This window comes from Phocaeicola sp. HCN-40430, assembly GCF_037890285.1.
In the GTDB taxonomy this organism is placed as follows: domain Bacteria; phylum Bacteroidota; class Bacteroidia; order Bacteroidales; family Bacteroidaceae; genus Phocaeicola; species Phocaeicola acetigenes.
The window spans coordinates 1-12592 of record NZ_JBBKBS010000036.1 but is presented as its reverse complement, the minus strand read 5'-3'; the positions used below and the strand labels follow the sequence as shown (position 1 = coordinate 12592).

Genomic DNA, 12592 nt, shown 5'->3' with positions numbered 1-12592 from the left:
AGTGTCGCAAGCATTTTCTGCGGAGCGTCTATAAACTTCAGTTTTCTTATAATTTTGATTTAAAACAGTTTTTTCTATTTGATCAGAATCTGTTGCAACTATAATTTTATCAATAAGACTACATGCTTCCAATGCCTCTATATTCCAACATACTAGTGGCTTACCACAAAATAATTTAATGTTTTTAAGAGGGATGGATTTACTGCCTCCTCTGACTGGTATAAATGCAATTGTTTTCATTAAATAATTAACTTTTTAGTCGTTTTTTTATCATACAATAAGATAGACAAATAAATAAAGATATTAATATTAAAGATATTATGTAGTATAATATTGTATTATTAAAGAAATATTTTAATATTATAATTGGTAATACGTGCCACAAATAAATTAATAAAGAATTCTTGCCCCAAAATTCTAATAATGAGCATCTTGTTAGACAATCTGTTTGTAGGATAGGATAAAGCCATTTTATAATAATATAAACAACAAATGGAAAAAGTAAAAGGGATTGGATGTTTAAAAGTGAAAAATATTTAACAAGCCAATATATAGCTACTATTACAATAGAATATATTACCCAAATATTCCTATTTATTCTTATATAATTCGATTTTTTGTTCCTACAAAATACTCCTAGAGTAAAATAGAAGAACATTCCTAAGTCTATTAATTTGGGGAAATGAGTGGTATTATCCAAAATAATACATAAAATGCTTATTACAAATAATATGTACCAAAAAAAAGTTTTATTAGAACTCATTTTTAGTATGATATGAGTTGTGATTATCATACTAAATAGTGTTGGTACATACCATAAGTGATAGTAGGGGTTTATAATATTTTTTAAGATATTGGTTAATGTAAGGTGTTCAATTGTAATATATGTATAAATACACCATGCGATTCCCCACCATCCTAACATTCTGGCAATATAATATCTCGTAATCTTTGTAAAACTATATTTTTGTAATTTGTTTATATTGATTAAATATCCACTAATAAATAAAAACATTGGCATGTGAAATGAGTAGATAAAAAATCGAATAAAATTATCATTTAGACTTCCTTGTATTATATGCCCTAAAATAACTAAAAATATTAATCCCCCTTTTACTATATCAATAGAATGGTTATATTTTTCTATCCCCATTTTACTTGATTTTTTTTCAGTTTATTTCTTTGTACTTTTTCAATGTCTAAAATTTCTTCTTTTTTATAGCTAAGGGCCTTTGCTACAGCGCGGCAGTCACGGGCTAATTTACGTACACCGTCTGGTTCCAATGATGCTGCATGGTCTGTGCCTTTCCAAGTACGGTCTAGGGTATAGTGACGCTCTACCCATTCTGCACCGAGAGCTACGGCTGCTGAGTCTACTGCAATACCTAAATGGTGACCGGAGAATCCGATAGCTTTTACGCGGTGTGCATAAAGTTCACGGAGGCGAGTGATTTCAAGCAGACAAATGTCTTCGAAAGGTACAGGGTAGCCTGAAGTACAATCGTAAATTACAAGATCTTTATTTCGTCCTTTTTCTTCAAAGAAACTGATAATTTGTTCTTCTTCTTCACGTGTTGTCATCCCGAATGACAAGTGGATTTCTCCTTCAAAGTTTTCACATAGATAGGTCAGAAGTTCTTTATTTAGATTGCAAGCTGATGGAACTTTAATAAGACTTGGTTTTAATGTACAGATTTCTTTTGCAGAAGTTACATCCCATACGGATGTAGAATATTCAATTCCAAATTCTTCACACCATTTTTGCAATTGGCGGTGTTGTTCCAGATTGAATTCCAAGAACTCTCTATGTTCGCCGTATGTTGCTCCATAAGAATTTTGAGGATTTGGGTGTGGAGCATTATATTCTTCAGGACTGAGTAGTTCTTTGTTACAGCGTTTTTGAAATTTCACAACATCAGCTTTGCAGTAAGTTGCTGCTGTCATAATCATTTCTTTAGCGATTGCCATATCACCTTTGTGATTGCAACCGATTTCTGCGATAATTTTAGGAGTTTTCATTTTATAAAAATTAATTGTATAGAAGAATTATATTGTTATTTGAAATATATAGTTTGGTTAAAATTTGTTTACATGGATGTTTTTTTAAATTTTGATTAATGGTATACCTAGAAATAAAGGAAAATTCATAAATGGTTCTCCTTGTAGTATGAAACAGATTAATAGTAAAAAACAAATTTTTGACGAAAGAGGTAAATTTTTGTTTGTTTTAATAAAAACTAGACCAAATATAAAAGCATAGATAACTCCCCATTTTACAAGTGTATCACTAAAGCCATTACCAGCACCTGCTATTTCTTTATTTTTCAATAATTCAGCCAATATTGGGTGATCTGCTAAACGTGTACGTTCATGTAACCCATTACCAATAAAAGGGTGTTTTGTAATATAATATAAATCAAACATAAATGTGCCCATTCGTGTAGAACTGTATTCACCCCATTCCTGTTCAGAGGCTTTTGAATTTTGTTCTTTAAATTTTTCTGATAAAAAAGTTAGATTAGAATAGGCGTATAATGCTCCAGTAATTGTTAAAGGGAGAATTATGTATTTTACTTTTGATTTCATTGAAAAAGCTAAATACATAATGATTATGGTACCAAATGACATATAACCACCAGTGCTTTGTGTAGAAAGTAAAGTTGCTATTATTACTATACATTTCCATTTGTTTGTTTTGAATAATTCCGCTAAATCATTAAAAAATAGAAGTGTTAAAAATGCGATATAACCTCCAAAAGCACCTGGTTCCCAAAAAAAACCACAGTTTCTCATAATGTCTGTTCCTTCTCGATAGGAGTATATCCAGATTGTTTTTCCTATTGAATAGTCGAGACCTGGTATTCCTCCGAATATTTGCTGGAATATCCATAAAGGTAAAGCTATTAAGCAAATAATATACATTGTTTTAAAAAAAATAATACGGAATTTATCTCCTAAATAGGAAATATAACCTGCTCCTATAATGAATTTGGAAATATGATTAATGATGCCAGGTACAGTGTTCCATCCAAAAACAAGATACTGTACGAAGAATAGAGATAAAAAACATGCGACTATCAGTAAAATAGATTTTAAAGAGTTGTTTGATATTCTGTTTCTGACACTTTTTTTAGTAAGGTATATAAAAAGAAAAAATATAGCTGTAAAAACATAGATTAATGAGGATATGTATACTGTACAAAAGACATTTCCACATAATGTTAAAAAGAAAAACATATTTGCATATTCTTTCTTGCTTGTTTCTTCAAGAGTTAATTCTTTCATGTGTGATAAGCATTTGTTATATAGCTATTATTGTATTTTAATGAGGATGAGGTAAAATTATTTAATATTTATGTATGCTCTATCGTCTACAGAATGATACTTTTTTAACTTGAGTATTAATATTTTCTCAGACTAAAATAATTCAAGGCTGTTTTTATTGTGTGTAATATTTTCGAAGTAAGAATACTATTACTCAATTTTAAAAATATAATAAGTTTATTTTAAGCGATATAAGTAGTATTCCGCATGTCGCCTGTTTCTTCGTAGGCGAGATGCATCTGGAAAGCGTTGCGGAGGCTGAAAGGGGTATGACACGACTTGCCTTCCGAGAGTTTCAGGTAATCCCACAACAGCTGCTTGTAGTCGGGGTGGGCACAGTTCTCGATGATACACTGCGCACGCTGGCGGGGCGATTTGCCGCGAAGGTCGGCTATCCCCTGTTCGGTCACTAAGATGCGGACATCGTGTTCCGTACTGTCTACGTGCGACACCTGGGGCACGATGGACGAAATCAGACCGTTCTTCGCCGTAGAAGGAGTGGTGAAGATAGACAGGTAGGCGTTGCGCGAGAAATCCGCAGAACCGCCGATACCGTTCATAATCTTGCTGCCCGATACGTGCGTACTGTTCACGTTTCCGAAAATGTCAGCCTCCAATGCCGTGTTGATGGCGATGATGCCCAGACGGCGGATCATTTCCGGATGGTTGGTAATCTCCTGCGGACGCAGCAAAAGCCGGTCGCGGAAGAAAGGAAGGTCGTTGTATATCATATCCAGATGGTCTTCACTCAGCGTCAGCGAGCTGCCGGTCGCAAAACGGATGCGTCCTTTTTGCATCAGGTCGATGACTGAGTTCTGAATTACTTCTGTAAACATGGTAAAGGCAGGGAGCTGTGTATCGTCGCCCAAGGCACCTAATACAGCATTGGCAATGTTGCCTACACCCGACTGCAGCGGAAGGAACTCCTGAGGAATATGGCCTTTCTTCCATTCCGAAAGCAGAAACTGTGCCACGTTGTTTCCTATCTGGAGCGTGGTTTCATTCTGCGGAGTGAAAGGAGCGATGTGGTCGCGTTCGTGGGTTTCCACAATGGCAGCAATCTTTTTCGGGTCGACTTTTACCACCGGACTGCCGGCACGGTCGCTTACCCGGAAAATGGGGATGTCGGTGCGTGCGGGAGGAGCCGAAGGAGTATAAATGTCGTGCATGCCCTGCAGCTTGCCGCTGTGCATGCGGTTCAGTTCGATAATCACTTTGTCTGCCTGCTGAATCAGGGTAGGCGAGATACCCACCGAAGTGGTGAGGGTAATTTCGCCGTCGGCTGTTACATCGGAAGCTTCAATCAGTGCCACATTGATCTTGGGAAGGAAGCCGTAGCGTACGTCCTGACCGATGTGGGAGAGGTGTACGTCGTAGTAGGCTACATCGCCGCTGTTGATGGCGTTTCGCATGTCTTTGTTCGACTGGAAAGGGGTACGGAAACTGACGGCTCCGGCTTGTGCCAGGGCACTGTCGATGGTGTTTCCGGTAGCTCCTCCGGTGATGAGTCCTACCTTGAATTCCTTACCGGCCTCGTGTTGGGCCTGTGCGTGGGAAGCCAGGGCAGCGGGCACTGCCTTGGGGGTTCCTACCGATGAAAATCCTCCGATTCCCAAGGTGTCTCCGTGGTGAATCAGAAGGGCTGCTTCCTGGGCAGTGAGTATGGGATAAGTATGATACTGCATTTTTTATGAGACTTATTTAAAAAGGGATTGTTTTTACATTTCAAATTTCTCTCCACCACTTCTCCACCACCTTTCCACCACCCTGAAATGATGTAAAAATTTCAGAATTTCCACATGGTGGAGAGGTGTGGAGAACAGGGGAAACCTGTACAACCCCGACATTTTACCGAAAATGAACGTGGTTGTAAATCAGGTGATTAGTTTTTCAGCTTGTCGGGGTTGTCGGGGTTGACAGCAATTTTCTAAACTTTTTATAGATATGTGTGGAGAGATTTCAATCTCATTTCTCTCCACACTCACACGTATAAGTTTTATAAAATAGGGTGACAACCCGTCAACCCCGACACGATTATGTGTTCCTGTGATGAATCTTTATGTGGGCAGACTGGAAAATCCTGCCTATCTTTTTATGAAATTCCAACCATTTCACAGGGTCGTCTTTCAATACATTTGCATACAGATAGTAGATTCTGTAAAAATCCCAGATACTGTCTGAATCCCTTTTTTTAATTTCTCGTAGGTGTTTTCGCCCATACGCGTGATTCTGCTTACTTCGTGAATGGAAAGAGTCTTTCCGTTCACCAGTGTTGTCCGACGGATTTCGTCGAAAAATTCTCCCAGTCTTAAACTGAGAGATGTACGATGCTTCATAAGTTAATTATTAAAGTTGCCCCGGACACTATTGTCCGGGATTGTTTTTATTCTTAATATCTGTTAATGCTTGTTTATACTTGTTATTTTTGTTGCTGACATGTCTGCAACAGCGGTTTGCATACTCCGAATGTTGCGTCTACATTTGATGTCATTAACCTTATTCTGAAATTATGATACAAACTACTTTCAGCCTTTTCAGAGGCTATTCCGACAAACGCCCGTCCGAAACGACACTGGCTCATCTTCTTTACCTTATCCGCGAAGACCAAACCGTAAAAAGTCATACGGAGAAGCACCGTTACTACCGTTCCGAAAGGATGCAGACTTCTGCCGACCGCGAAAAGGCTTCGTGTCCCTGTTTCGCCGTGGCTGTCCGTTTCTCCGGTGGCAAACAGCAGAAGCATATTGATTCGTGGACCGGATTCTCGCTGGCCGACCTCGATCATGTACCTGCAGACCAGATGCAGGAGGTGCTGCAACGCATCCGCGAAGACAAGCATACGGCACTGGCTTATGTCACCATGAGCGGGGAGGGAATACGTATTCTCTTCCGTATCGAGATGCCGATGGAGGGGCTGTCTGCTGCCAGAAAGGTAGAACGCTATAAAAAGGCGTTCCAGACTGCCAATGAATATTATGCCCGACTGACGGGTGTGGAATGCGACGGACGCTGCAAGAATCCTACCAGGCTGAGCGGACTGGCTGCCGATCCGGACGTGTTCTTCAATCCGGAGGCTGTGCCGTTTGCCTTCTCTGCGAAGGACCTGGAGCCTGTGCGCAACGGAAAACTGGAGCGTGCAATAGCTGCCATCAACCGTGAACTGAAACAGGCCGGTGTGGTGTACGAACCGCATCACCGCAACGAGTATATCATGCGTACGGGCTATCTGCTCAATGAGTACGGCATTCCGATGGAGGAAGCCTTGCAGTGGGCAGAGGACCGCTTTACCGATTATGAGGGCGATGTGGCTTCTATCTTCCGTTCCTGTTATGCCGACTGCACAAAGTTTGATACACGTGTGCCCGCGAGGGGCAGGAGGCGGAAAGAAGGCACCGAAGCGGTGAAACGGATGGCGACGGTACACGATATCGAGCAGTTCCTCGATACACAGGGAGTATTCCGGCACAATGTGATTACCGGAAAATATGAAATGCGTCCCAAAGAATGCGACGAGGATGCTCCTTTCGTGGAAGTGACCGACCGTATGGTCAATACGCTCTGGAGCCGGATGTGCAAGGAAGGAGAAAATCTCCGCTTGTCCGATTTGCGCAATGTGCTGGAATCGGAATATGTAGAGGATTACAATCCTTTTGTGCATTACTTCAACTATCTGCCTGCCTGGGACGGGAAAACAGATTACATCGGAAAGCTGGCCGATATGGTGGAGGTGTGCGGCAATCAGGAACATTTCAGGAAGTGTTTCCGGAAATGGCTGGTGGCAGCCGTGGCTTCCATTCTCGATCCGCGTATCATCAATCACGAGATTCTGGTATTAGTGGGACCGCAGGGGGTGTATAAAACCACCTGGTTCAACCGCCTTTTGCCCGAAGAGCTCAGGGCGTATTTTTATCTGAAAACCAACAGCAGTCATCTCACCAAGGACGATATGATGACACTCTCCGAGTTTGCTTTCGTCTGTCTGGAAGAGATTGACGAGATGCGCCCGTCGGAAATGAATCAGCTGAAGGCTTTGGTGACTTCACCCGACATCAACGAGCGCCGGCCGTACGGGCACTACAAGGAAAAGCGGGCGCACATTGCCAGTTTCTGCGGGACGACAAACAATGCCAACTTTCTGAACGACCCCACCGGACACCGCCGATGGCTGCCTTTCGAAGTGAAGCAAATCCAGAATCCCTACGATACGCCCATCGACTACGAAGGAGTCTATGCCCAGGCGCTGGCACTCTGGAAGGAGGGATTCTGCTTCTGGTTTGCCAACGACGAGATTCGTGAAATCAATGCGCATAACGAACAGTTTGAAACGACCAACATGGAGCTGGAAGTGATTCAGACCGGATACCGCCGTCCCATGCCGGGAGAGGAGTGTCAGTTCATGACCGTTACGGACATCATGGCCCGTGCCGGATTTATGCTGAAAATGCCGCTCAGTACGGTAAAAATCGGTTTGGCACTGAAGAAATTAGGCTTCGAACAGGTCCGGGCTGCCGGAAAACGGGGCTACCGGGTGATTCCGCTGAACGATGAGGAAATTCACCACAACCGTCTGGCAATGGGACGGTATACCGAGCCTCCTGCCGAAGGAGAAGCCTCTGTCTGAACAAAGACGGAGGCTGTACGTGACCTGTACCGATGGCTTGCGTGACTTGTATCGTCAGCGAATGATACTTGTATCGCAGGCTTACGATACAAGTCACGTTTTTGCCGGATTCAGGGCCGTCCTAAATAGCGGAAGATAATTTCCACCTGAATGGAGGTAAACATCTGCTGGTTGGGACGGTATCCGTAGTCCTGAAGTTCCCTGAACAGCGCCTTATTCTGTTTCAGCCATCGCGTCAGCCGGTTCACCGCTGCTTCGGGAGTCAGTTGGGGCGCATAGGCCATGGCCAGTTCTCTACGGTAGTAAGGATGGATTTCCCACTCTTTTTCTATCTTCTCTTCAGGAATACTTGTGTCTCTCATAATTGCTTGAATATTATTGTTTTATCACTATAAATATAGCAATAAATCCGCTAATATCCCTTGCTTGCGAGAATTATTTTATACGATTTTCTTTCAACTTCCATCGACTTCTTCTCTCTTCTTCTACACCTCTTTTCCCGTGTTGTATCTTTGTTTCAGAATGAGAGAGGGAACAAGTTGTTATGAGTTTTTTAGTTCTTGAGTTTATGAGTTTGAGAACATCAACCAACTTAATATGAGTTTTTTAGTTCTTTAGTTTGAGAACATTTACCACCTTACAAACTTAAAAACTCAAAAACTTAATATGAGTTTGAGAACACCAACAAACTAAAAAACTTACAAACTCAAAAACTTAAACAGACGCCTTGTAACCTAATTTATAACCTTAAAAACTTAAAGCTTATGGCCTTAAATTACAGTATCTCGATGCGATCTTCCAATCCTACGGATCCGGAAGCAGTGAAAAAAGCGTATGCAAAAGCTCAGATCGGCAACACTGTCAGTCTGAAAACCATGTCGAAGCGGATTGCTTCGCAGACCACGGTAAACCGTGCCGATGTGATGGCGGTACTTACCGCCTTGGTAGACAACATCTTTGAAGTGCTCCGCGAGGGCAACCAGGTAGACTTAGGCGAATTGGGCAAGCTTCGTCTGCAAATCAGCAGCGAGGGAGCCGAAAATGCGGAAACCTTTACTTCGGATTACATCAAGGATGTAAACATCCAGTTTGTACCGGGTGAAGACCTGAAAAACATCTTTGCCGGAATGGAATTTACACCGGTTCCGACCCGTGATGCAGTCCGTAAGGTATTGAAAGCCCAGAAGGCCGGTGAAACCACCGTAGACATCACCCCGGAAAAAGCCGGTGAAGGTCCTCTTGTCTGATTAAAAACTCCGGACCGGTTGCTCACGCAGGCGGTCCGGATACTAATTTAAAACCAAATTGTTTGAATTATATTTGTTAGATTTATCTTTATATGGAAAATTCCTCAAAACCTAAAAATGTGTGGGGCATCGTCCTCAAAGTCATCATCACCGTAGCCACGGCCATAGCCGGAGCGCTGGGATTGAGTTCGTTTGTGTGAGTTTTGAGTTTTTAAGTTTTTTAGTTTATGAGTTTGCGAACACCAACAAACTTAAGATGAGTTTCTTAGTTCTTGAGTTTTTGAGTTTGAGAACATCAACAAACTGGCAAACTAAAAAACTTAAAAACTTATATAACTGTCTTGTAACCTAACTTACAAACTCAAAAACTTACAAACTCATCACCTATGTACTTCCAGAACTTCCGAAAAATAGATACCATCGTAATCCATTGCAGTGCGACGCGTGAAGACCGGGATTTTCCGGTGGAAGCACTTCGGCACTGCCATCGGGAACGAGGGTTTGCCGATATCGGCTATCACTTTTACATTACCCGCGACGGAGTGATTCATCCGTGCCGGCCTTTGCATCAGATCGGTGCACATGCAGCCGGATGGAACGAGCACAGCATCGGGGTGTGTTACGAAGGGGGACTGAACCGGAAAGGCCGTCCTGCCGACACCCGTACCTTAACCCAGAAATGTGCCTTGCTGGATCTGCTCCGCCAGCTGAAGGCGGACTATCCGCAAGCACGGATTGTGGGGCATACCCAACTGAGTCCTTATATCCGTAAAGCCTGTCCCTGCTTTGATGCAAGGAGGGAGTATGCGGAGCTATAACAGTGTGTAATTTACAGATAAAGAGAATGAAGAGCCTCCGGCTTTCCGGCAGAAATTAATTTATCACCACATAAGTTAATAGTCGGTTTGCCTGTCGGCTCTTCATTTTTATGTTTATCCTTTCTTATTGTTCTGGAAACCATAACCGTATCCGTAGCCATAGCCGTACTTCTTGCCATAGCCGTAACCGTAGCTGTGCTTGCGCTTGCTCAGGTCGATGTCGTTGAGTACGGTGGCTAATTTGCCGAACTTCCTGTTGTCCTTCAGTTCGTTGATATACTGGAAAGCAGCTTTCGGGGTCATTTCGGCGCGGCAGACATAGAGGCAGAGGTCGGCCACACGGCTTATGATGAGACTGTCGGTCACAATGCCGATGGGCGCGGTATCGAGGATGATGTAGTCGTAACGCTCTTTCAGCCGGGCAATGGCGCTGTCGAGTACCGGACGGGCTACCAATTCGGTAGGGTTGGGCGGTACGATACCTCCGGGCAGGATATCAAGGTTGCTATGAATGTCCGAAGGCTGTACCAATGCGAAGAGGTCGGTCTGTTCCGGATCGCTCAGGTAGTGAGTCAGTCCCTTTTCGCGGTGCGAGAGGTTGAAGACCTTGTTCAGACCGGGCTTGCGGATGTCCATTCCTACAATCAGGGTTTTTTTGCCGAGCAGGGCTAAGCTGACAGCCAAGTTTCCGGCTACGAAGGATTTTCCTTCTCCGGGCTGGGTGGAAGAAACCATGATGACCTTTTCTCCACTTTCCATCATAAACATCAGGTTGGTGCGGAGTCCGCGGAAGGTTTCCTCCATGATGTCGTTGTGGTTTTCGCGTACCACAATGGCTCCGTGTGCCGGTTTCTGGCAGTGGGGCAGTTCGGCCACGAGAGGAACGGAAGTGAGTTTCTGTACATCCTCTCCGTTTTCAATCCTGTATTTCAGCAGGTCGATCAGGTAGATGATACCGACCGGAATACCCAAGCCTAACACCAAAGCAACGAGCAGGAACATTTTCTTATTGGGTGCTACCGGAGCATTGTCGGGCAGTGCCTGTTCGATGATGCGTCCGTTGGTGGCGGTAGCCGCCAGAGTGATGGCATTTTCCTCGCGTTTCTGGAGCAGCATGATGTAGAGCTGTGCCTTGATTTCCTGCTGGCGGGCAATGGTGAGGAATTCCTTTTCCTGCTGGGGAGCCTTGCTGATGCGTCCCTCGAACTTGCTGGCCTGGCGGTCGAGGTTGCCCTTGGTGATGTGCAGGCCTTCGAGTACGCTGGCCACGGTGGTCTGTACGCTGTGGCGCATGGCTTCGATGCCGGTCTTCATATTGATGACAGCCGGGTTGTTTTCGGACGAGGTGCGGAGCAGCCGCTTGCGTTCGATAATCAGGGTGTTGTACTGGTCGATGACCGAACTGAGGTTCTGGTCCTGCAGGCCGACATTGGCCGGAATGACTTCGTCGGCATTGGCGGGATTATGAATATAGTCGCACAGGAATTCCACTAAACGAATCTGGGTCTGGTTTTCGATACGGAGCTGTTCGTATTTGGAGTTTTCCTGAAGTGCCAGTTGGGCATCGGTAGTGAGGTCGGTCAGACCGGACTTCTGCTTGAAGTCTGCCAACTGGCTTTCGGTAGTACCGAGTTCGCGGTTGATAATGGCGATGCGGTCTTCGATAAAGTCAGCGGTTTTCTGTGCCACTTCGTTCTTTTCGTCGTTGGCATCCTGATTGTAGAAAGCCACTAAGGTATTGATAAAATCCACTGCACGCTGCTTGTGGCTGTTCTGGAAGTTTATCTTGGCAATGGTCGTGGTTTTGGAAGTGGGATCTACACTGAGTGCTCCTGCATAACCTTTGGCCACTGCAACAGGGGAGCTGATGTAGGTGATCAGTTTGACCTCTTTTGCAGGAGCGGGTATCGAGTCGTTTTTTGTAAAGCTGAATACTCCTACGGGAGTAGGCAGTACAGCTGGCAGAGCATTGAAAGTTTTTTCCTCGCTTTGTTCGGTTCCATTCAGATTATAAATGGCTTTTACACTTAGTTTCCCTTCCGGAGTATAAACCATTTTCAGTTTTGCACCACCGAATTTTTCCGCTTCTTCGGGAGTGAGGTACACCTGTACGGGGGCATTCTTATACAGAGGCTGGTCATAGCCGAAGCTGCGGTTTTCTACGGTAGAGATATAAAGCCCTAAACGGGTGACTACCTTCTGAACAAGGGTACGTGATTTCAGAATCTCCACTTCATTATCGAAGCTGCTGGTCATGGAGAAGCCTCCCATGCTCTGCAAGGTTCCCAAAGCTCCGTTGGTTGCCTGCATGGCACGGCTACGGGCATCGTCTTCCTTAATCAGGACGGAGGCGCTCACGTTATACACGGGTGTCTGGTAGCGGAGATAGATAAAGGCTGCCGCTACGCAGACAAGGACACCGGCTACAAACCAGGGCCAGTAGATGAGGTATTTGAAAATCACGCGGTAGAGGTTGAAGTCTTCTTCTTTCTGTTCCGGTGTATCGAATAGGTTGTTTTCGTTCATAAGATTGGTTTAAGTTTTTGAGTTTTTTAGTTTTTAAGTTTGCTTGTGTAAGTTCT

12 protein-coding genes are annotated in these 12592 nt (G+C 43.8%); 4 read left to right on the top strand and 8 right to left on the bottom strand.

Features of this window, described 5'->3' with window-relative positions; translation table 11 throughout:
* The 6 genes from WKU26_RS12065 to WKU26_RS12045 form a co-directional block, all read right to left on the bottom strand.
* Nucleotides 1-240 (bottom strand): cytidylyltransferase domain-containing protein (locus tag WKU26_RS12065; RefSeq protein ID WP_445323250.1); only part of this gene is annotated, 240 nt, incomplete at its 3' end.
* Between the two features lie 7 nt (nucleotides 241-247).
* A complete protein-coding gene (locus WKU26_RS12770; protein ID WP_445323249.1) occupies nucleotides 248-1153 on the bottom strand; it encodes an acyltransferase family protein in 906 nt (301 codons plus the stop codon).
* Nucleotides 1144-2019, bottom strand: coding sequence for an N-acetylneuraminate synthase family protein (locus tag WKU26_RS12060; RefSeq protein ID WP_340322208.1), 876 nt, complete (start codon nucleotides 2017-2019; stop codon nucleotides 1144-1146). Before WKU26_RS12060 ends, WKU26_RS12770 begins: the two co-directional genes overlap by 10 nt.
* Nucleotides 2020-2103: 84 nt before the next feature.
* Entirely contained in the window at nucleotides 2104-3285 is a 1182-nt protein-coding gene (locus WKU26_RS12055) for a hypothetical protein (RefSeq protein WP_340322207.1), read from the bottom strand.
* Between the two features lie 221 nt (nucleotides 3286-3506).
* Nucleotides 3507-5009, bottom strand: coding sequence for a succinate CoA transferase (locus tag WKU26_RS12050; protein WP_340322206.1), 1503 nt, complete (start codon nucleotides 5007-5009; stop codon nucleotides 3507-3509).
* Between the two features lie 441 nt (nucleotides 5010-5450).
* Entirely contained in the window at nucleotides 5451-5660 is a 210-nt protein-coding gene (locus WKU26_RS12045; protein ID WP_340322205.1) for a hypothetical protein, read from the bottom strand.
* Between the two features lie 173 nt (nucleotides 5661-5833).
* Here WKU26_RS12045 and WKU26_RS12040 point away from each other — a divergent pair, with 173 nt between their 5' ends.
* Nucleotides 5834-7945 (top strand): VapE domain-containing protein, encoded by a 2112-nt coding sequence (locus WKU26_RS12040; protein WP_340322204.1) that lies wholly within the window; start codon nucleotides 5834-5836, stop codon nucleotides 7943-7945.
* A gap of 110 nt (nucleotides 7946-8055) precedes the next feature.
* On the opposite strand, the gene WKU26_RS12035 is transcribed toward WKU26_RS12040, so the two are convergent.
* Nucleotides 8056-8307 carry a DUF4248 domain-containing protein gene (locus WKU26_RS12035; RefSeq protein ID WP_340322203.1) on the bottom strand — a complete coding sequence of 84 codons (252 nt, stop codon included), beginning with the start codon at nucleotides 8305-8307 and terminating at the stop codon, nucleotides 8056-8058.
* Nucleotides 8308-8709: 402 nt separating this feature from the next.
* Here WKU26_RS12035 and WKU26_RS12030 point away from each other — a divergent pair, with 402 nt between their 5' ends.
* The 3 genes from WKU26_RS12030 (at nucleotide 8710) to WKU26_RS12020 (ending at nucleotide 10010) form a co-directional block, all read left to right on the top strand.
* Nucleotides 8710-9192, top strand: a complete 483-nt coding sequence (locus tag WKU26_RS12030; protein ID WP_340322202.1) for an HU family DNA-binding protein — start codon at nucleotides 8710-8712, stop codon at nucleotides 9190-9192.
* 92 nt (nucleotides 9193-9284) lie between these two features.
* Entirely contained in the window at nucleotides 9285-9392 is a 108-nt protein-coding gene (locus WKU26_RS12025; RefSeq protein ID WP_269877645.1) for a smalltalk protein, read from the top strand.
* Nucleotides 9393-9578: 186 nt separating this feature from the next.
* Complete coding sequence (locus tag WKU26_RS12020; RefSeq protein ID WP_340322201.1) at nucleotides 9579-10010, top strand: N-acetylmuramoyl-L-alanine amidase; 432 nt, start codon at nucleotides 9579-9581, stop codon at nucleotides 10008-10010.
* Between the two features lie 114 nt (nucleotides 10011-10124).
* Here WKU26_RS12020 and WKU26_RS12015 read toward each other — a convergent pair whose 3' ends face one another.
* On the bottom strand, nucleotides 10125-12536 hold the full coding sequence (locus WKU26_RS12015) for a GumC family protein (protein WP_340322200.1): 2412 nt from the start codon (nucleotides 12534-12536) through the stop codon (nucleotides 10125-10127).
* Nucleotides 12537-12592 lie beyond the last annotated feature (56 nt).

Coding starts and splice junctions, on each gene's coding strand:
- WKU26_RS12770 (WP_445323249.1), bottom strand. CDS start 1,153: ATGGGGATAGAAAAATATAACCATTCTATTGATATAGTAAAAGGGGGA.
- WKU26_RS12060 (WP_340322208.1), bottom strand. CDS start 2,019: ATGAAAACTCCTAAAATTATCGCAGAAATCGGTTGCAATCACAAAGGT.
- WKU26_RS12055 (WP_340322207.1), bottom strand. CDS start 3,285: ATGAAAGAATTAACTCTTGAAGAAACAAGCAAGAAAGAATATGCAAAT.
- WKU26_RS12050 (WP_340322206.1), bottom strand. CDS start 5,009: ATGCAGTATCATACTTATCCCATACTCACTGCCCAGGAAGCAGCCCTT.
- WKU26_RS12045 (WP_340322205.1), bottom strand. CDS start 5,660: ATGAAGCATCGTACATCTCTCAGTTTAAGACTGGGAGAATTTTTCGAC.
- WKU26_RS12040 (WP_340322204.1), top strand. CDS start 5,834: ATGATACAAACTACTTTCAGCCTTTTCAGAGGCTATTCCGACAAACGC.
- WKU26_RS12035 (WP_340322203.1), bottom strand. CDS start 8,307: ATGAGAGACACAAGTATTCCTGAAGAGAAGATAGAAAAAGAGTGGGAA.
- WKU26_RS12030 (WP_340322202.1), top strand. CDS start 8,710: ATGGCCTTAAATTACAGTATCTCGATGCGATCTTCCAATCCTACGGAT.
- WKU26_RS12025 (WP_269877645.1), top strand. CDS start 9,285: ATGGAAAATTCCTCAAAACCTAAAAATGTGTGGGGCATCGTCCTCAAA.
- WKU26_RS12020 (WP_340322201.1), top strand. CDS start 9,579: ATGTACTTCCAGAACTTCCGAAAAATAGATACCATCGTAATCCATTGC.
- WKU26_RS12015 (WP_340322200.1), bottom strand. CDS start 12,536: ATGAACGAAAACAACCTATTCGATACACCGGAACAGAAAGAAGAAGAC.